The 20,887-nt window shown below is 53.1% G+C and carries 16 protein-coding genes and 1 riboswitch; of the genes, 5 read left to right on the forward strand and 11 right to left on the reverse strand.

The window, feature by feature from the left end; all coding sequences use genetic code 11:
* Nucleotides 1-5: 5 nt before the first annotated feature.
* From cobO to Q4526_RS11380, 8 genes are all read right to left on the reverse strand, one after another.
* Nucleotides 6-617, reverse strand: a complete 612-nt coding sequence (gene cobO / locus Q4526_RS11345; protein WP_215977196.1) for a cob(I)yrinic acid a,c-diamide adenosyltransferase — start codon at nt 615-617, stop codon at nt 6-8.
* Between the two features lie 28 nt (nt 618-645).
* Entirely contained in the window at nt 646-2,478 is a 1,833-nt protein-coding gene (locus tag Q4526_RS11350) for a TonB-dependent siderophore receptor (RefSeq protein WP_215977197.1), read from the reverse strand.
* 108 nt (nt 2,479-2,586) lie between these two features.
* Nucleotides 2,587-2,735: riboswitch (cobalamin riboswitch) on the reverse strand.
* Between the two features lie 126 nt (nt 2,736-2,861).
* The gene (locus Q4526_RS11355; RefSeq protein ID WP_215977198.1) at nt 2,862-4,742 is read right to left on the reverse strand and encodes a metallophosphoesterase; all 1,881 of its coding nucleotides are present in this window, start codon (nt 4,740-4,742) and stop codon (nt 2,862-2,864) included.
* 176 nt (nt 4,743-4,918) lie between these two features.
* Entirely contained in the window at nt 4,919-5,380 is a 462-nt protein-coding gene (locus tag Q4526_RS11360) for a type II secretion system protein (RefSeq protein ID WP_215977199.1), read from the reverse strand.
* Nucleotides 5,381-5,454: 74 nt separating this feature from the next.
* Entirely contained in the window at nt 5,455-6,357 is a 903-nt protein-coding gene (locus Q4526_RS11365) for a Gfo/Idh/MocA family protein (RefSeq protein WP_215977200.1), read from the reverse strand.
* A gap of 73 nt (nt 6,358-6,430) precedes the next feature.
* Nucleotides 6,431-7,141, reverse strand: a complete 711-nt coding sequence (locus tag Q4526_RS11370; RefSeq protein ID WP_215977201.1) for a ZIP family metal transporter — start codon at nt 7,139-7,141, stop codon at nt 6,431-6,433.
* A gap of 17 nt (nt 7,142-7,158) precedes the next feature.
* Complete coding sequence (locus Q4526_RS11375) at nt 7,159-9,159, reverse strand: choline BCCT transporter BetT (protein WP_215977202.1); 2,001 nt, start codon at nt 9,157-9,159, stop codon at nt 7,159-7,161.
* Nucleotides 9,160-9,171: 12 nt separating this feature from the next.
* The gene (locus Q4526_RS11380) at nt 9,172-10,245 is read right to left on the reverse strand and encodes a porin (RefSeq protein WP_215977203.1); all 1,074 of its coding nucleotides are present in this window, start codon (nt 10,243-10,245) and stop codon (nt 9,172-9,174) included.
* Nucleotides 10,246-10,609: 364 nt separating this feature from the next.
* On the opposite strand from Q4526_RS11380, the gene aroA reads away from it, so the two are divergent.
* Nucleotides 10,610-11,896: a 3-phosphoshikimate 1-carboxyvinyltransferase gene (gene aroA, locus Q4526_RS11385; protein ID WP_215977204.1), complete on the forward strand. Its 1,287-nt coding sequence runs from the start codon at nt 10,610-10,612 to the stop codon at nt 11,894-11,896.
* 96 nt (nt 11,897-11,992) lie between these two features.
* Here aroA and dcd read toward each other — a convergent pair whose 3' ends face one another.
* From dcd to apbC, 3 genes are all read right to left on the reverse strand, one after another.
* Nucleotides 11,993-12,562, reverse strand: coding sequence for a dCTP deaminase (gene dcd / locus Q4526_RS11390; protein ID WP_215977205.1), 570 nt, complete (start codon nt 12,560-12,562; stop codon nt 11,993-11,995).
* Nucleotides 12,563-12,740: 178 nt separating this feature from the next.
* Nucleotides 12,741-13,391, reverse strand: a complete 651-nt coding sequence (locus Q4526_RS11395) for a DUF5034 domain-containing protein (RefSeq protein WP_215977206.1) — start codon at nt 13,389-13,391, stop codon at nt 12,741-12,743.
* Between the two features lie 163 nt (nt 13,392-13,554).
* Nucleotides 13,555-14,646, reverse strand: coding sequence for an iron-sulfur cluster carrier protein ApbC (gene apbC, locus Q4526_RS11400; protein ID WP_215977207.1), 1,092 nt, complete (start codon nt 14,644-14,646; stop codon nt 13,555-13,557).
* Between the two features lie 268 nt (nt 14,647-14,914).
* Between apbC and metG the strand changes: the two genes are divergently transcribed.
* The 4 genes from metG (at nt 14,915) to rsxC (ending at nt 20,875) form a co-directional block, all read left to right on the forward strand.
* Nucleotides 14,915-16,930: a methionine--tRNA ligase gene (metG, locus tag Q4526_RS11405; protein WP_215977208.1), complete on the forward strand. Its 2,016-nt coding sequence runs from the start codon at nt 14,915-14,917 to the stop codon at nt 16,928-16,930.
* A 189-nt stretch (nt 16,931-17,119) separates the two neighbouring features.
* Nucleotides 17,120-17,695: an electron transport complex subunit RsxA gene (gene rsxA / locus Q4526_RS11410; RefSeq protein ID WP_215977209.1), complete on the forward strand. Its 576-nt coding sequence runs from the start codon at nt 17,120-17,122 to the stop codon at nt 17,693-17,695.
* Nucleotides 17,696-17,705: 10 nt separating this feature from the next.
* A complete protein-coding gene (rsxB, locus tag Q4526_RS11415; RefSeq protein ID WP_215977210.1) occupies nt 17,706-18,341 on the forward strand; it encodes an electron transport complex subunit RsxB in 636 nt (211 codons plus the stop codon).
* On the forward strand, nt 18,341-20,875 hold the full coding sequence (gene rsxC / locus Q4526_RS11420) for an electron transport complex subunit RsxC (RefSeq protein ID WP_215977211.1): 2,535 nt from the start codon (nt 18,341-18,343) through the stop codon (nt 20,873-20,875). Before rsxB ends, rsxC begins: the two co-directional genes overlap by 1 nt.
* Nucleotides 20,876-20,887: the final 12 nt, after the last annotated feature.

Raw genomic sequence — 20,887 nt, forward strand, 5'->3', positions numbered from 1 at the left:
GGACATCAGTAATCGACGCCCTGACGCGCTTTAATACCGGCTTTAAACGCGTGTTTAATATCTTTAACTTCCGACACCGTGTCGACCAGCTCTTGCAGGGCGCTGCCGCCACCGCGGCCGGTAACCACCACGCTCTGTTCGCGCGGCCGGTTTTTGATTGCCGTCAGTATCCGCGCTTCGTCCAGATACTTGTAGGCAATCATGTAGGTCAGCTCATCCAGTATGACCAGATCAACCGACTCGTCGTTTAACAATTTCTCGGCTTCTCGCCAGGTGTTTTCCGCCTCGCGAATATCGCCACTGCGATCTTGCGTATTCCAGGTAAAGCCGGTGCCCATTTGATATAAAAAGACTTGTGGGCACTGGTTTTTCACATACAATTCTTCGCCCGAAAGCTGCGCGCCTTTAATAAACTGGACCACACCCACCTTGTGACCATAGCCCAGCGCGCGCATTACCATACCGAAAGCCGAGCTGGACTTTCCTTTGCCGTTGCCCGTCAACAAAATAGCCACACCGCGCTCGGTATCGGCCTGCTCGATGCGGGCATCGACCTTGGCTTTTTGTTTTTCCATGGCTTTTTTATGACGTTCGTTTTTGCTCTGCTCTTCGGTCATGGTGATTCCTAACAGTTATATTTTTCGTTTAAAAGCTGACCTCGACACCCGCATACGCCGAGGCACCGGCGGTGCGATAATCGGGCACCTCAACATAGTCTTGATCGGTAATATTCTCGCCGCGCACATACACACTCAAACCGGCACTTACCGCATAGCGAATGCTGGCATCCAATACTTGGTAGCTGGCAATGGGATTGCCAAAGCGATCTTGCGTGCCCTCGGCGTTGCGCAGATTGAACGATGCAGTCAGCCCTTGTAGTGGCTGTAGTGTCAGTCCCACGTTGGCCATATTTTCGGGCTGGCGTGCGCGCACAGAACCCTCGGCGGTTTTGGCGTCGGTATAGGTATAGTTCGCATTGACGACCGCCCAGTCAGCCAAAGGGAAATCCAATGCGACTTCAACCCCTTGTGAGGTGCTTTCGCCCACGCTTTGCACGTAACCACCGTTCCATTCAATTTCACGCTCGATGGTTTGATCAAAATACACCACTTCCAGGTGCAAACCGCTATTGGCGTAGTACTCAACACCAGCATCCCAGCCTGCACTTTCCTCTGGGGTAAGCGGCACTAAGTCAGGGTTGCTTTGCTGGCGATTATAGTCAATTTCAAACAAACTCGGCGCTCTAAAGCCGGTGCCATAACTGGTTTTAAATTTTAGTGAACCGGCAGCGAGATCCAACACGTAGGCACCGCTAATGCGATAGGTATCGTAGTCGCCAAAGTCATCGCTATCGTCGCGCCGTACCCCGGCGGTTAAGTACACATTGTTGGCAAACTTGCCCTGATACTCGGCAAATGCGCCCCATTGGTCTCGGTTTAATTCCAGCACGGTGTCTTCGCGCTGCTCAAGGCCATAGGCCAGGGTGTGCGCTTCATTAAGCTTGGCACTACCCAACCACTCCAGCTTTTCGATTTCGCCTTGTGTATCGTAAGAAACCACACCTTCGGCGTGATTGATTCGCGCGACATCGGTATTGGAATAAGCCAGCTCGTTGCTGAAACGATCGGTTTGGTACGTAGCACTAACTCTTGTATTAGTTTGCTCGAAATCGCCCACACAATCGTCCTGATAGGGCCAGCTACAGCGATCGAATTCATTGGTCGCATCGGTGTCGCGCACAACAGCCTCTACACGCAGCGCTTGACTGATATCCCAACCCACTCGGGCGTGCAGCGTGGTGTTCTCGTAGCCGTCGTTATCTAACAGAATTTCATCGTTAGTACTGGCGCTAAAGCCATCGGTGTCCACATAAGAGGCACCGATAAAATAATCTAATGTCTCACCTTGACCACCGACACTGGCATTGTAGCGCTGGCTGTCGTAACTACCGCCCTCGGCAGAGACTTTTATCTGCATATCCTCTTGCGCGGAAGTGGTTGCGACATTGAGTACACCACCGGCATCGGCGCCGTACATAAGCCCCTGTGGGCCGCGCAACAATTCTACCCGTGCCACATCGGCACTCATAATATGTTGCAGCTGAGCGCTGGCTTGCGGTCCGGTTGGGTCGGTTACATCCACCCCATCGATTCGCACCATGGTGCGGTAGCCGGACTCACCGCGAACCCGAATGGAGGTAGGACTTCCCATCCCTCCGGTATTGGTAATGGAAACCGACGGCATGGCGCGCAGTGCATCGGCCAGAGCGGTAAAACCGCGCGCTTTAATTTGACTCTCGTCCAATACGGCGATCGAAGTGGCTACTTCGCGCATTGGTTGCTCTTGACGCGAGCTAATCACCACCATGGTTTCCAGGCTGGGTAGTAAGGCGTGAATATCAGCACTATTGTCGGATGTTTGGGCAGCTGTCGCCCCGGAAGCGGCCAAAATGGCGGCCGTTAAAATGGTTTTTTTCAAGGTTCAACCCCTAAGCAAATTGGACTTGGGATCGAGGGAGGAATAGCAATGCGGCGCTTGGCGCTTGGCCGATAGACGTGCGTATTGCCAGATGGTAGCCCTCCGCTCCATCACGGTTCGGATACAGGCCGGTATCGGGCTTACAAGCGTGGCTTGATCACCGTTGCGGGGGCAGCGCCGGATTGTCCGGTCTTCCCGTTTACCCTACTCAACTCTGGCAACGCCAGGCAGCAGGCACCTATATCGTGGCGCGCAATGTAAGGGGATAGGAGGCGTTTGTCAATTGAGCCAACAATCGAGTGCGGCAATCCTTGGGCGCTAACTCAGTGAATAGCTGCCCATGGTGCCGCACGCGATTGATTGCCAATAAGCGCTGTTGCGTATCAGTGAGGGGGGTCGCGGTAAAAGCTGCCAGCTCCGGCATGGGCTTCGTCACCCCCCCAAGCGGGCAGCCATTGAAGCATATTTGTGTGTCCATCGGCGTCGACATCGTGCATTTGAATATTGATTCGCACCCCATCCCAACGACTGCCGTGGTCTTGATTTAACAGAGCAAATGGAATGGCTATCTCAGCGCTGTAACCGCCCTCGGTCGTACGGACTTTTTGCCAAACCGTATCTGACAATTCGGGCTTGCCAATAAGCTTGGCGCGGTGACCGGGTGCGGGCGGCTGCAAGATAATTTGGCGATCTCCGGGCACGCGGTTATCGTAGGTAGGCTTTAACAAACGGCGCGATTTAGGGCGGGCATCGAGAGAGATTAACAGCTTGTCTTGTCCGCGGTGTTGATCGCTCTCGAACCGAACAATTTCGTCGTCTTTCACATCGAGCGCGATGACTAAATGTTGGTCACTCTGTCCGAGCGACCAAGAGAAGTCCGCATCCGCCGGGCTCACGAGTGAATCAGTATTGTGCGGTTTTAACGATGAGAAAAATGCTGCATTGCGCCACTCGCTGAGCGAGCCATCCAGGGTCAGATCTTTCAGTGGGTTAATCGGGTATTCGCGGCTAATCGCCAGTGTGCGCTCGCCGCTATAGCTAACTTGTTCACCATGATGGTCATATTCAAGTTGCCAGCGAATATCCAGGGCATTGCTATTGTCCTGCGCCAGCTGCACAGCGCTTACCGGCAGCTCAATATGACGCACCTCGTTAGGCGGCACCGTGATGTTTTGCGGCGAGAGCCCCGTAAAGGCAAAACCTGAGCGGCCCAAAATATCAGCCGTTAAAGTGTAGGGAATATCCGCATCGTTGGTCAGACGCAAAGCCGCTGTGCCTTGCTTAAAATCACCTCGGTGCAATAGAGCCGGCACCGATAACCGACCGCGATCAATCATATTATGTTGTAACCCACGCATATGAGCGGTGCGCACGTCTTCATCCAAAATACCATCCAACATTAAATTGGCGATAATGGGGCCATCGTCACTCATGGTGATCCACACCACATGATCAAATTCGCCAAAGCGCGTGCCGCGCATGCTACTGATACCGCCGGTTGTGGCCAAGGTAAAATAGTTGCGGCCGTGGCGCTGCTCTTTGACATAGCGATGATGATGCCCGGCAAATACGGTAAAAGGACGCTCGTCTAACACGGCTTCAATCTCACCCCACCGGTCCTGCTCGTCTCTATCCCACATGGGGGCATGGGTAAACACTAAAGTCCATTTGGGCTCTGGGTTGTCTTGCAACGTTTGTTTCAACCACTGCACCTGCTCATCGGAAAAGCTGTGCGTCGAGCCACCATCATTGGAGTTGAGCATAACGAACAACACATCGCGATAGACAAAATGGTAGTAACTTTTGCCATAGCGTTCGCGCCACACATCAGCCATGACATCATTGGTGTAATCGTGATTACCTGCCAGATAAAAAAACGGCATGTCGAGACGCTCAACCATATTGTCAAACGCATTCCACTCCGCCGCCAGCTGCGCGCGATCCTCGGTATAGCCTTCAATTAAATCGCCCACACTGACGACGAATTCCGGCTGCAGCAAATTGAGCTTGTCTACCGCCTGGGAAAACACCCCGGGGCGAAGCCCACCGGTGCGATCTGTCACCACCGCAAATTGAAAGGCATCGGGATGATTGTTGAGCTGTAAGTGAGTCCAGGGCACCACTGGCAAAGAATGATCAATCACAAGCCCATTGGCTGGCGATGATTCGCCGTGGGTATGTTCGGCGCCACTGTGAGCCTGAACGTAACCGGCGATACTGGCGACAGCAATAAAAGACAGCCAAAAGCGCGAAATAAACATCATTGTACAATCCTGGAAAATAGTATTTTTCCCAGTCTAGACAAATATAAATGACATTGTCTATCGCACAATTAAGTTAACTCATACTTTATGTGAGTCGATATAATCTCAATAGTTTACAACGCTGGCCCGCCACCACGCAGTTAGCACTTCGATATTTTTTAACCAGCCACTTCGACTCAACAGTTAGCAGCATTAACCACCACACTGGGAGCGGCATTGATACCACCGGCAGCGCTATAGGTTACCCGGCAGTTTGCATCAATAGCACCGTCATCGTCGATATCGTAACCGATCACACCATCATTCGTTGTCGCCTTCTCGGCCAGGTCATCGCTTTGAATATTGAGCAGGCTTTCAATGGCTGCGGCTACAGGATAACCATAAGCCACGTCGATATGACTGCCATTGCCGTTACCACAGATTGTACTCGCTGCCTGTTCGCTGCCTTCAATCACACAGCGCGCATAAAGCAAGTTGGCCGCGCCAATCATTGACCCCTGCACCCCTTCCAGCACTGCCCTGCGCGCGTCTCCTTGCAGTTGAATAAATCTGGGCACCGCAATGGCGGCCAAAATTCCGACAATGGTGATGACCACCACTAACTCAATTAAGGTGAAGCCTAGGCCTGCTGGTCGCATAATCGTTTCCTGTACAGATATTGGCGGGCACTGCTGCGCGAGTGCACGCGCGCGCTACCAATATCTAGTATTGACTACTCAGGTCGAATTTGCTGTAAAACTTCCTCGCATAATCGGTGAGTGTGCAAAACACCCTGTAAATACTCACGATCTGCCCGGCCGGACTTAACTTGTTGCATAAACGCCTCGAGCATCGTGTAAAACCCTCTTTTGTACAGGGTTTCCTGCCAATCTCCAAAGCCTATGGGCGAGGCTTGATTATTTTCCATCTGCAACCCTTGGCTTAAGTTATCCACCTGCCAGCTAATATTGTCACCACTGCATTCCAGTCGCTCTCGGGTTTGACCACTGATCCGATTCATACTGGCGATACACGAGGTGCCGGAGTGTTGCCAAGCCACTGTTACGTTAGCCAGTCGCCCCGCTCGATGGCAGGCGTGAACCTGAATATTTTGCACCGATTTAGCCGAACAGAAGCGAACAAAATCTAAGACATGGATAAAATCATCGTACACGTAATGCCGTGCCTCATCCGCCAGATTATGCCGATGTTTTTGATACACAATGCTCACGGAAGGTACGGCTAGAGCTTTTTGGTAAAGCGGTGCGTAACGACGGTTAAAGCCACAAAACAGCGGCGTATCTTCGGCTTGCGCCAATGCAATAAGATGCTCGGCCTCCTCCAGTCGGTAGCTCAGAGGCTTGTCGACAAAAGTGGGGATGCCCGCCGCAAGAGCAGCCTGAGCCAATGCGTAATGACTTTCTGTGCTGGAGTGAATCATAACGGCATCGGGCCGACTGCGTAGCAGTTCTGCAAAGTCAGTATAGCACTCGCTGATTCGGTAACGTTCCGCTAACTGGTGTAATGTTGAGTGGTTACGGGTGCACAACACCGGAGTTACGGGTAGGTGCTGAATAACGGCCGGCAAATATGCTTTTTGTGCAATATCCCCCAAGCCGACTAATGCCAAGCGCATACAGGTTCCTTATCATTCAAGTGTGAATAAGTTCGCCCTAGTATACGCCTTTTAATGTGTTAAGCCCGAGCGACTAACCCATCAGCGCGCTTCCCAACATACCCAACATAAACCCCAACACCGCGCCCAAAGGTGGCATCCAGTGCGTGCGCATTACTGCCTGTGGTGCGATATCCTGAAAAATAAGGTATAGAATACCGCCAGAAGCGAAACTCATAATGGCTGCAGTGAGTACTTCTTGCTCTTGCAACCAAGTATAGCCTAACCACGCTGCAATTGGCCCGAACACGGTGGCGATAAAAATAGCCCAAAGAATTTTTTTGCCCGCCAGGTGATTACTGCGCATTTCGCGAAACGCATTAAAACCCTCTGGCAAATTTTGCAGGCCAATAAAGCCCGCCAACAACCAGCCCATTTTACGGTTTTGACTAAATACGGCTCCCAGTGACATAGCCTCCGGCAAATAGTCCATCATCATTGCCAGGAACTGGGCGATACTACCTTTGCGCTTTGCTAAAAACGCATCGATAACACAAAAAACCAAACCGCCAGCAAGAAACGTTAAAGACAAACTAACCAAACTCAACGTCTTCATCGCGTGCGGGGCTAAAGAAAAAGCCACCGCCGCCAATAAGGCACCACCACCAAAGGCGGTGATACCGTGTAGCAACTCTTGCTTACGCTCAGTTTCACGACTGGACTCAAAGCAAGCCAAAAAGGCACCAACTAGTGCGCTGGCACCCGATGCCCAAGTAATAATGACAATTAACAATAACTCAGGCAAAGCCAATCAACCCCTAGTTAACGCACCGCGTTTAAAAAATGCATGTGCTTTTCGTACTGGTCAAGTACATCGGCAATCACTTGTTCCTCACTCCAACCCATCACATCGTAATCCTGACCGCCTTCTTTTAAATAGACCTCGGCGCGATAATAGCGCAGCGTTTCACCACGTTTTTTACTGGTGTCGCGCATCACAAAAGTGGGGGGCGTATAAGGCCGAACGTGTACGGAATAGAAAAAATCGGTCTCTTCGCCGTGATTAACCTCAAGCCACAATCGGTCTTGTTCGTCTTGCTCCACTTTCGCCATCAAGCCTTGACTATGGAGCTCATCGGCCACTTTACGCAGGGCGCTATGAACTGCTCCCTGTAAAAAAGTAAGGACATCGTCACGCTTGGGCTGGTGAACAATTCGCGCCAAACGGTTCTGCCAAGTTACCGGATTTTTTGCCACCCGCGGCGCCAGCATGGCATCGCGTAAACTGACTCTTTTAACGATTTCCAGCCTGAGCGCCTTAAATAGGCCCCAACACATCAGTAGCATCACCACGGTAAATGGCAGTGCACTGGCAATGGTTGCTGTTTGCAAGGCAGCCAGCCCGCCGGCAACCAATAGTGACGCGGCAATAACGCCTTCAGACACCGACCAAAAAATTCTCTGCCAAACCGGCGTATCTTCTTCCGTACCCCCCGAGGTCAACATATCGACAACCAGCGAGCCCGAATCCGACGAGGTCACAAAAAAGGTAATGACCAATACAGTTGCCACTAACGAGGCAATGGTCGTCATGGGTAGATATTCAAAAAATTGAAACAAGGCTACTGAGGAATCCGCCGCTACCGCGTCGGCAAGCTGAGTGATACCCTGCTCCAAAATCATATTAACCGCAGTATTACCAAAAAAAGTCATCCACATAAAAGTAAAACCCACCGGCACCATCAAGACACCGACGACAAATTCGCGAATACTGCGTCCGCGTGACACCCGCGCGATAAACATCCCTACAAAAGGCGACCAGGCAATCCACCACCCCCAATAAAACAGCGTCCAACCGCCGATCCAACCGGTGGGTTCGTAGGCATAAAGGTTAAAAGTCGTTTCCACCAATCCCGACAGATAATAACCAACATTTTGTACGTAGGTTTGCAATAAATGCACAGTTGGCCCGGCAATCAACACAAACAGCAATAACGCCACGGCGAGAAAAAGGTTAAGCTCTGACACCCGGCGTATACCGCCATCTAAACCCAGCACAACAGACACCGTTGCCAACAGGGTAATACCGGCAATCAGTGCAATTTGCACTCCGGTACTTATTTCGACATCAAATAGATAATTAAGGCCCGCATTAACTTGCATCACCCCCAGCCCGAGCGAAGTAGCTACCCCGAACAAAGTCCCCAATACCGCAAAAATATCCACCGCATGCCCAATGGGGCCGTAAATACGTTCACCAATAAGCGGGTAGAACGCCGAGCGAATGGTTAAAGGCAAATTGTGACGAAATGCAAAGTAAGCGAGCGATAGCGCCACCACCGCGTAAATGGCCCAAGCGTGAACGCCCCAGTGAAAAAATGTAATTTTCATGGCCTCGCGCGCGGCATCTGCCGTGGCGGGATCCCCCACAGGAGGCGTCATGGTGTGCATTACTGGCTCTGCCACACCGAAAAACATTAAACCAATGCCCATACCGGCCGAGAACAGCATCGCGAACCACGAAAAATAACTGTAATCCGGCTCGCTGTGATCGGGGCCTAGTTTAATGCGCCCATAATCCGATAGCGCCAGCACCACCACAAAAATAAAGAACAGCGCAACTGCCAGCACATAAAACCAGCCGGCCGAATGAACCACCCAGCCCTGCATTGCCGAAAAAACCACCTCGGCATGAGCGGGCCAAATAACGGCGTACAAGACAAACAGCAGACACAAACCACCGGCACCGAAAAACACCGGCGGGTTTACCTTGATATTAATTTTTGAGCCTTGCTCCTGATTGTTTGCGTTAGCGTCACTCATGTTATCTCCGTGTTATAGGTAAAAATCGAGCGATAAGTAAACAGCCTCAAAGTCCCCTTCTCCGACCCAGCCATTGCGATCAACGTAACCATCCTGATTTAAGTATTCAAGATAAATCCAGCCGGGGCCGTAGTTATAACTCATGCCGGGTGCGACCGCGACCACGTCATCGGCATTGTTGCCGGTGGTTTGAGGCCGAGCAGCTGATGCATCCAAATAGAACGACCAGGGCCCACTGTTGTAGCCAACCTCAGCGGCAAAACGCTGATTCTTAACGTTTGTTTGCAGGCCAGTTTGCACACCGTACTCATCAGGCAAGTCGCGCTCCTGCGTGATCCAAGAAGCTTTGGAGAAAAAATTTCCCACCGAGCCCTCATAGTAGAGTACCGCGGCCTGATGATCGCCCGAAACCGGCCGGTCCGGGTTGCCACTCAAGTCTTGCAAACCACCACTTTGCACCGACACACCCAACTTATGATCAGTCGCGACCTCCCACGTGGCATTGCCAACCAGAGTCTGCACCTTGCGATAGGTGACAGAGCTGCCCCAATGGCCATTATCATCGACGGTATCGGTACTGCTATCACCCCAATCATCGGCGTGGTAGTAGGCAAGGTCATAACCGAGTTTTGCGTGTTCACCGCTAAGCTTTAACCCGACATCCATCTGATCACCATAGCCTGCCAACAGAATATCTCCCGGCCAAAAATTACTCGTCTTCCAGCCAAAAGGAACCTGAGATTTACCGACCCGCAAGGTATTGCTGTCATTAAACTGCCAGCCGACCCAGGCTTTGTGTAAGGTGTATTGATCACCGGTTGAATTATTAGCCGTGTCGGTAAAGCTGCCGGGGCCCACCCGAAACTCCGCGGAATAAAGCCAGCGCCCTTCGCTTTCAGCGTGACCGTCCAGGTAGAGAATCAACGCTTCGCCGGTAAACTCGCCGCCGCTGTTGCTATTGGCTTTATCGTCAGGCAAATATTGATAGGTACCCCAAACACCAGCAGACAGCTGTGTCTCGCCGTGAACAGCACCCGCTGTTACACCACCCAAAAGCATTAATAAGGCTTGTTTCAATTTAGTCATGGGTTTCCCTGTGTAGTTATTGTAAAAAGCTGACAATGCCAACCGGAGAGTTGCCCGTCGTTAAACCTTGGGGCAGTAGAGAACGTGACCGTGCGGGTCATGTCAGACGATAGCGAGCACCCGCCAGCGGTATGTGAACAGCAAGAGAGGAACGCAGCAAACCCGTAAAAGAGCGTTGAGCGTTCTTAGCGCAACGATTTCTCACCAGTATAGACCATGGAGGTGACCGCTTTCGAATCCAGCCGTGCAAACACATCACCATTCTATTAAACAAGCCCCCCCAGCGCCTAACCGGGACCTTCCCATGGCGTTAGCCGCTCGCTTTGGGTAAAATGCCGCCTTTTCCCGTTGTGAGCTCTATTTCATGGAAACACTGACGCTAAAGCCCATTCGCTCTGCCCGGGGTGAAGTCACCCTGCCCGGTTCGAAAAGTTTGTCTAATCGCATCCTCCTATTGGCAGCGCTGGCACAAGGCGAAACCACTATTACCAACTTGTTGGACAGTGACGATGTCAGCCATATGCTGACCGCACTCAAGGCACTGGGCGTCGATTACACTCTGTCAGAAGACAAAAAAACTTGTCGCTTGACGGGACTGGCAGGCGTTTTTCAAGCGGGTCAATCCGTTGAGCTGTTTTTGGGTAACGCAGGTACCGCAGTTCGCCCCCTGACCGCCGCACTGGCGATTAGCGAAGGCACTTTCACCATTACCGGTGAACCGCGTATGTACGAGCGCCCTATCGGCGACTTAATCGATGCCTTACGTCAGCTGGGCGCCGAGGTTACTTATCTTAAAGACGATGGCTTCCCGCCCCTGACCCTGCAAGGTAAACCACTCAACGGTGGCGAAGTCAGTATTAAAGGCAATATATCCAGCCAGTACCTCACCGCCTTACTTATGATTGCACCTCTGCTGCAAAGCACTACCTGCATCAAGGTGGATGGCGAACTGGTCTCCAAGCCTTATATTGATATTACACTGGACACCATGGCCAAGTTCGGGGTGCAGGTGACCAATAACGACTACCAATCGTTCGAAATTCAAGGCCAACAAACCTACCAATCACCGGGTGAGATTATGGTGGAGGGCGATGCGTCTTCTGCCTCTTACTTTTTAGCCGCCGCAGCCATTGGCGGCGGGCCGGTAAAAGTACACGGCACTGGCAGCGCTAGTATTCAGGGCGACGCTAAATTTGCCGATGTACTACAACAGATGGGGGCCAAAGTCACCTACGCCGATATGTGGATCGAAGTGGAAGCCGGCAGCGAGCTGAACGGTGTGGACGTGGACTTGAACCACATCCCCGATGCGGCCATGACCATTGCCACCACGGCTCTGTTTGCCAAAGGCCCGACTCGTATTCGCAACATCTACAACTGGCGAGTTAAAGAAACCGACCGCTTAGCGGCTATGGCGACTGAGTTACGCAAAGTTGGCGCGAGGGTTGAGGAAGGTGAGGATTATATTTACATTGAGCCGCCCACAAGTCTAACTTCAGCGGCCATTGATACCTACAACGATCACCGCATGGCGATGTGCTTTTCGCTGGCAAGCTTTGGGGATGTGGATATTGTAATCAATGACCCCAAATGCACCTCGAAAACTTTCCCCACGTATTTTGCCGAGTTCAACCGTATTACCAAGGCGTAATGCACTTAGGCTTACACACAAGCCGAATACCAAAAAAGCCCTTAACCCTGTGCAGGGTTAAGGGCTTTTTAATGCGCGACCATTCAGCCGAAGAGATTAGGTTTTCGGCAAGGTTACCCCGCGCTGGCCCTGATACTTCCCGCCGCGGTCTTTGTAACTGGTGTCACACACCTCATCCGATTCAAAAAACAGCATCTGCGCCACGCCTTCGTTGGCGTAAATTTTAGCCGGTAATGGTGTGGTATTGCTAAATTCCAGCGTCACATGACCTTCCCACTCGGGCTCCAGTGGCGTGACATTAACAATAATGCCGCAGCGGGCGTAAGTGGACTTACCCAAGCACACCGTCAATACAGAGCGCGGGATACGGAAATACTCGACAGTGCGCGCCAGCGCAAAGGAGTTGGGGGGAATCACGCAGACATCACTTTTAACATCGACAAAGCTGTTTTCATCAAAGTTTTTAGGGTCTACTACCGATGAATACACGTTAGTGAAGATCTTAAACTCATCCGCACAACGCACATCATAGCCGTAACTTGAGGTGCCGTAGGAGATTATACGCTGCTGATCGGCCCCGTGGCGTACCTGACCTGGCTCAAACGGCTCGATCATGCCTTGCTCGGCAGCCATGCGGCGCATCCACTTATCGGATTTGATACTCATTGTGACCCCTTAGATTACGATGTAATTGCGGCGCGTATGATAGCGGTTTTTGGCCTATATTGGGAGCACCCTACACGCTCAGCTGATTTCCCCATTCAACCGTCTCCCGCGCTGCTTTGTCGCACTCAACCATTTGGCCCAGCCTAGCCTCTGTTTTAACAGTCTTGAATTCAATCGGTCACTGCGGCAAGACCGACGCGGACACCGAGCCAAACTGCATTTCAACGTCGGGGCTGTCTAATACAAAACGACTACCGTCATCCAGTTCGACGGTAATGGTAAATGTGTGCCGAGCATACTGAGGCGGCTCGGTGAAAAACAGCGAGAGCCGCTCTGGCGCACCGGGTTGTTGTACAAAATAATCGTTAAGGTCTTCGGCATCCACCCAAACGAGCATGCCATATGGAGCCACGATGCCCGACAAGTCCGATCCCGCAGGATAATCGTCGGTGTAGGCATTATCGCTTACAACCGAAATAGACACGACGGTTTGTGCCGGCTGCGACGGGGCAGGACTACAGGCTAGCGCAAGTGGCCACAAGCTCCAGCGAGTTGGCGCAGCCTGCACCTGATAGTGCTGAACGTCTGCCGTCAACACAACACCAAGCTGGCTCCAGGATACCGGCTCACCGTTCACGGGCTCACCATAGTCATAGGTATTGGCGGTAATAGGTTCCGCGTGCTGTATGACCGACACTTGGTAATCGTTCACGGTGTATTCAGATGGAGGTGGCAAACTCCCGCCACAAGGATCGGTACCACTCCCCCCGCAAGCACTGAGTAATATTGCCGTAAAGCTAGCACAGGAGGTTAACAGCGGTGCTTTCATAATTAGTCCTTTAAAATATGTTACAGAGCTCGAATAATAGCATGTTGTCTCTCGACTTAAGCTCGTTTGTCGCTAAAAACCAACCTAAAAAACAGTGCCCCCATAGACAAAAAAGCCGCACCCCAAAGGCACGGCTTTACTGAAAAGTTACTGCAACTAACGGTCAGTCACCAACCGTCTCAAATATAGGCCCGGGGGCGGCTTGGGTGTTTTCTCGCCACAGATTGGCGGCCATTTTTAAGGCGATGGCACGGTAGGCTTGTGCGGCTTCGCCGTGGGGCTCAGCGGCGACCGAGGGCGTGCCGCTATCGGCCTGTTCGCGCACAGCAAGTGATAACGGCAGCGCGCCCAGTAGCTCGGTGTTGTAGTCTTGGGCGATACGATCGCCACCACCGGCACCAAATATAGCCTCTTCATGACCGCAATTACTGCACACATGAGTGGCCATGTTTTCGACTACGCCCAGCACTGGCACATTCACTTTGCGAAACATTTCGATGCCTTTAACGGCATCGAGCAGAGCAATATCCTGTGGGGTGGTGACAATCACAGCGCCGGTTACCGGCACACTTTGCGACAGGGTTAAGGCGATATCGCCAGTGCCGGGTGGCATATCGATGATTAAGTAGTCGACATCGTCCCAGCAGGTTTGGCCCAGTAGCTGTTTCAGCGCGCCGCTTACCATAGGCCCTCGCCAAACCATCGGGGTTTGCTCGGTAACCAGATACCCCATCGAGATTGTCTGCAAACCGTGAGCTTCTATCGGCACCATTTGCTGCGATTTACCCTCACCGACAATTTGCGGGCGGCGTTGGCCCACACCCAGCATTTGCGGCTGGCTGGGGCCGTAGATGTCGGCATCTAGCACCCCTACCCGAGCGCCCTCGGCCGCCAGTGCCAAGGCTAGGTTAGCGGCGGTGGTGGATTTCCCTACCCCGCCCTTGCCCGAGGCAACTGCAATAATATTTTTAACCCCAGGCACGGCCTGTGCGCTGTTGGCGGCGGGGTGCGCGGTGACAGTCCAACTTAAATCGAGATCTACCGCCTCCACCCCATCCAGCGCCATAAGCGCCTGCTGGACTTGCTCGGCAAGGCGCTCGTCGGTTGCTGCGGGATACCCCAGCGCAAGGCTCACCTGAACCTTGCCCCCCTCGATGGACAGCGACTGAATCGCCCCTAGGCTTTCAAGGCTAGTGCCATTGTATGGATCGGCTAAAGCGCCGAGGACTCGGGCAATTTCGGTTTGATCAATCATGACGTTGGAACCCTCTAGCAAGTGATCTGACAAGCGCGCTAATCAATAACAGTGGCCTATTGGTGGGGGCACAGTTGCAAAATCCAACCACAGACCTCGTAAACCCCTGAATTACCGCGCAAAAAGGGCGCGAAAATGGTATAGTGCCGCTCCATTTTTGCCCCCGCCGTCTATGGATGGCGAGGCTCATGACCACGGACTATTTGCTACGGACTACGCGGCCCACACGCAGCGAGCTTTAGCTACTAACGAGAGTAAACGTCGAGATATGACCACACAGAGCACACGCCGCAAGATCATGGTAACCAGCGCGCTGCCCTACGCCAATGGTGAGCTGCATCTGGGCCATATTATGGAGCAAATCCAAACCGACATCTGGGTCAGGTTTCAAAACCTTCGCGGTCATGAGTGCTACTACTTTTGCGCCGACGATGCCCACGGCACCGCCATCACCCTCAAGGCGGAAGAGCAAGGCATTAGCCCCGAACAGCATATCGACAATATGCACGCCGTCCACAAAGCGGTGGCCGAAGGCTTTGGCGTCAGGCACGACAACTTTTACACCACCCACTCGCCTGAGAATCGCGAGTTGTCGGAAATGATTTATAAGCGTTTGGAAGCCAAAGGGCATATTGCGCGCCGTTCTATTACTCAGGCGTTCGACCCAGAAAAACAACTGTTTTTGGCGGATCGCTATATCAAGGGTAGCTGCCCCAAGTGTAAAACCGAGGACCAGTACGGCGATAACTGCGAGGCTTGCGGCGCAACCTACAGCCCGATGGAGCTGATCAACCCCGTCTCTGTTTTGACTGGTGCCACACCAGTGCCGAAAGAGTCCGAGCACTTTTTCTTTAAGTTGCCAGAGTTTGCCGGCTTCCTGAAACAGTGGACTCGCGCCGGTCACCTGCAAGATGAAGTGGCCAACAAAGTGGCCGAGTGGCTGGACGCCGACTTACAAGAGTGGGACATCTCCCGCGATGCGCCCTACTTCGGTTTTGAAATCCCAGGCCACCCGGGCAAATATTTCTACGTTTGGCTGGACGCCCCTATCGGCTATATCGCCAGCTTGAAAAACTTTGCCGATCAAAACGGTTTTGATTGGCAAGAGTTCTGGCGCCCGGACAGCGAGTGCGAAGTACACCACTTTATCGGCAAGGATATTGTCAACTTTCACGCTCTGTTCTGGCCTGCCATGCTGCATTCAGCTGAGCTGCGCACACCGACTAAAGTTAATGTGCACGGCTTTGTCACCGTCAATGGCAAAAAAATGTCGAAATCGCGCGGCACCTTTATTAACGGGCAAACCTACTTGCAGCATCTGGACCCCGAGTACCTGCGCTATTACTTTGCCGCCAAGCTCACCAGCGCGGTGGATGACCTCGATTTAAATCTGGACGATTTTATCGCCCGGGTAAACTCCGACTTGGTGGGCAAGGTGGTCAATATTGCCAGCCGCACCGCTAAATTTATCGCCAAAGCCGGTGGCAACATGAGCGCCGAGCCGGTGGACGCCGAGCTGTGGCAGCGCTTTATCGACGCCGAAGCGGTGATTGCCGAGCACTACGAGCAGCGCAATTTCAGTAAAGCCATGCGCGATATTATGGCGCTGGCCGATGCCGCCAACGAATATATCGCCGCCGCCGAGCCATGGAAAATGGCTAAAGAAGAAGGCCGCGAGCAAGAAGTGGTCGAGGTCTGCTCCCTGGGCGTCAATATGTTCCGCGCCATTATGATTTTCTTAAAGCCCGTGGCACCGCAACTGGCCGAGCGCGCCGAAGCTTTCTTGGGCGAGACTCTGAGCTGGGCCGAGGGCATCGCCTACCGCGGTGGCGAGATCAATAAATTTAAGCCGCTGCTCCAGCGCATTGAAAAAGACAAGGTAGACGCCATGATTGAGGCGAGCAAAGAAGAGGCGGCCCCCAAGGCCACCGGCCCACTGGCCGACGAGCCACTGTGCGAAGAAATTGAATTTGGCGACTTTGCCAAAGTCGACCTGCGGGTCGCTAAAATTGTTCAAGCCAGCCACGTCGAAGGGGCGGATAAGCTCCTGCAATTAACCCTGGATATCGGCGGCGAAACCCGCAATGTATTCTCGGGCATTAAATCGGCCTATCAACCAGAAGCGCTGGAAGGCCGCCTAACAGTGATGGTCGCCAACCTAAAACCGCGCAAAATGAAATTCGGCTTATCCGAAGGGATGGTCTTAGCCGCCGGCCCAGGCGACAAAGAGATATACCTGCTAGAGCCCGACAGCGGCGCACTACCAGGGCAGAGGGTGATGTAAGAGCGTAAAACGCGGAAGGCAAAATGCAGGAGGATTGATTGCGTTGCGCGTACCGCGTTCTGCTTTTTATAAGCATATACCCAAACAACCTAAATGAGATTCGTTTTTATATTGAACCGCGCCGGGTGCATCCGGGATAATGCGCTCTTAGCGCTATAGTCCCTGCGGACTGACTTCGAGGTGAACAGCATGACCGATTTAGCGGTTATCTTGCTCAGCACAATATTAGTGAACAACTTTGTACTGGTTCAGTTTTTGGGCCTGTGCCCGTTTATGGGCGTCTCCAATAAGCTTGAGACGGCTATTGGTATGGCCAGTGCCACCACTTTTGTGCTGACTTTGGCCTCGATTTGCAGCTATCTCGTGGCCACCTGGGTATTGCAGCCGCTGGGCCTCGAGTATATGCGCACCATCAGTTTTATTCTGGTGATTGCCGTGGTGGTGCAGTTGGCGAAGATGTTTATCGAAAAAACCAGCCCTCTTCTGTACCGGGTACTGGGGGTATTTTTGCCACTGATTACCACCAACTGCGCCGTATTGGGCGTGGCTTTGCAAAACACCCAAAAAGCCCACAGCTTTGTCGAATCCACCATTTTTGGCTTCGGTGCCGCGCTCGGGTTTTCGTTAGTTCTGATTTTATTTTCGGCCATGCGCGAACGCCTGGCTGTAGCCGATGTGCCTACGCCTTTTAAAGGAGCTGCTATCGGCATGATTACCGCCGGCCTGATGTCTCTGGCGTTTATGGGCTTTGGCGGTTTGGTGTAACGAAACAATTATGTTGGAAACCATTGCTCAACACCCTATTGCCGCCGCACTGATCGCTCTGATCGGTTTGGCACTGCTATTCGGCGCACTGCTGGGATTCGCCGCTGTCCGCTTTAAAGTGGAGGGCGACCCGATTGTCGAGCAAATCGACAACCTATTACCGCAAACTCAGTGCGGCCAGTGCGGCTACCCTGGTTGCCGCCCCTACGCGCAGGCCATCGCCAATGGCGACTCAATCAATAAGTGCCCACCCGGCGGCCAAACCACTATCAATGAGTTGGCCGACCTGCTGGATGTAGAAGCCCCGACACTGGACGAAGAGCACGGCGAAGAAGCGGACGTGGCCACCGTCGCGGTGATTCGCGAAGACGAGTGCATTGGCTGCACCAAATGTATTCAGGCTTGCCCAATGGACGCAATCTTAGGCGCGGCCAAGCAAATGCACACGGTTATTGCCGATGAATGTACCGGCTGCGACCTCTGTGTTGAGCCCTGCCCGGTGGACTGCATTGATATGATTCCACTGGCAACCAGTATTAAAGAGTGGCGTTGGGAGCTGCCTGCAGCCAGCCACGAACAAGCCGACAATCTAATTGCTACCGACCAAGGTCGCGGCTCTGAACAAAACTCCGGCGAAGCGGCGTGATGGAATTAATTAAAGTGTGGGACATTCCCGGCGGAGTACACCCGCCGGAAAACAAAACGCAATCCTTGCTCGAGCCCCTCGGCCCGCTGGCCATTGCCCCTCAGTTAATTCTGCCGGTCAGTCAGCACATTGGCGCGCCCGCTAAACCCATTGTCGAGGTTGGCGATCAGGTATTGGGCGGACAAGTGATCGCTGAGGCAGACGGTGTGTTCAGTGCTAATGTTCACGCCCCCACCTCGGGCCGTATTGCCGCCATTGTGGAGCACACCGTGCCCCACCCCTCCGGCATGACCGACCTATGTATCATTTTGGATACCGACGGCAAAGACGACTGGACACCTTTGTCTCCCTGGGAGGATTACGCCGAACGCAATAAGGATGACTTACTCGCACGCATTCGCGAATCGGGTATTGCCGGTTTGGGCGGTGCGGGTTTTCCTGCGGCCGTTAAACTGAATCCGCGTGCTAATCACCCGATTGACACCCTCATTATTAACGGCACTGAGTGTGAGCCCTACATCACCGCCGATGATGTGTTGATGCGCGAGCGTGCCCAAGAGGTCATCGCGGGCACTCAAATCTTGGCCCAGCTGCTCAACCAACCCGAGCGCGTGGTGATAGGTGTTGAAGACAACAAGCCCGAGGCCATTGCCGCTCTGCGCAAAGCCGCCGAAGGCAGTGCAATACAAGTGGTGAGTTTTCCCACCAAGTACCCATCCGGGGGCGAAAAACAGCTGATTCAAATTCTCACCGGGCGCGAGGTGCCCGCGGGGCAAATTCCCGCGGCCATTGGCGTGGTTTGCCAAAACGTTGGTACCACCGCCGCCATTTACCGCGCGGTGCGATTCGGTGAACCACTGGTGAAACGCATCACCACCGTCGTGGGCGAGGCCTTACAAACCCAGCGCAATATCGAGGTGCTGTTTGGCACCCCGGTAAACTTTGTGCTGGAGCAGCACGGCTACCAACACAAGAAAGCCTCGCGCCTAGTGATGGGCGGCCCGATGATGGGCTTTAGCTTGCCGGATTTATCCGTACCCGTGGTAAAAACCACCAACTGTTTATTGGCGCCCAGCAAAAAAGAACTGCCACCGCCCGAGCCTGCCATGGCCTGTATTCGCTGCGGTATGTGCGCCGAGGCTTGCCCGGTAGAATTGCTGCCGCAGCAGTTGTTTTGGTACGCCCAGGCGGAAGACCTGGAAAAGTTGGAGACTCACAACTTATTTGACTGCATTGAATGCGGCGCCTGCTCTTATGTCTGCCCCAGCCATATTCCGCTGGTGCAGTACTACCGCGCTGCCAAAGGCGAGATTCGTCAGCACCGCATCGACAAAGAAAAATCAGACCGCTCGCGCCGGCGCTTTGAATTCCGTCAGGACCGTATCGCCAAAGAGGAGGCGGAAAAAGAAGCCAAGCGTCTAGCCCGCAAAAAGGCCGCCGAAGAGGCCAAGAAAAAACTGGCCGAACAGAAGGCCAATACTCCGGCCGAGCCCAAACCGGCAGCGGTATCGACACAAGATACCGACAAGCAGCGCGCCAAGCTTGAGCGCCTGCTCGCCTCGGCGCATGAGCGCTTGAAAAAAGCCGAGCAACCATTGGCTGAAGAGGCCACCGACGAACAAGCTGAAAAACAAGCCGCGAGTATCAAGCAGGCACAATTAAAAGTCAGCGATGCACAAAAGAAGCTGGACGCCTTTATTGCCTCTCAAGGAGAAAACAACCGTCAGGCGAGCTCAACAGAGGCGAATGATCCGGTTGCGGCTGCGATCGAACGGGCCAAAGCCAAGCAGACCATGAGCCCGGAAGAGAAGCTGCGCAACAGCGTCGAATCCCTGCAAAAACGCCTACAAAAAGCCGAACAAAAAGTGATTGAGGCGAAAGACAACAAGCCCGATATGGTTGAAGCTTTGCAGCAAGGGGTCGACAAACTTAAAGATAAGTTGAGTGCAGCGCAGAATGAGTTGGCTGAGTTAACGCCAGCTGCAGCAGCGCCAGCAACACCTGCCAACGCCACACCGGATGTTGCGCAGGCAGCCATCGAGCGGGCTAAAGCCAAACTTGCCATGTCGCCAGAAGAAAAACTGCGCTCATCGCTCGAGTCACTATACAAGCGTCTGGAAAAAGCCGAACAAAAAGCCGCCGGTGCCAAGCAAGAAGACTCCGACAAGGCCGAAGCCTTGCAGCAGGGTGTCGAGCGTTTAAAGGAAAAAATCGCCAGCACCCAAAAAGAGTTGGCCGAGGCAACGCTGTCAACGGTGGCAGAGGAAACACCGCAAGATCCGGCCACCTCAGATGCTGCCAGCCTGGCCATCGAAAAAGCCAAAGCTAAAGCTGCCGCTATGGCCACCATGAGCGCTTCGGATAAGCTGCGCAATCAAGTCGACTCACTGCAAGCGCGGCTGGAAAAAGCTCAGGCGCGGCTGGAAAAAGCCGAGCAAGAAAACGATGACAATATCGACGCCTTTAGAACTGGCGTCAGCAAGTTAGAAGAAAAGCTCGCAACGGCCCGCGATCAACTGGCCGAGCTGACTTAATTCAACGACGGA

The organism is Gilvimarinus sp. 2_MG-2023 (genome assembly GCF_030547685.1).
Lineage (GTDB): Bacteria > Pseudomonadota > Gammaproteobacteria > Pseudomonadales > Cellvibrionaceae > Gilvimarinus.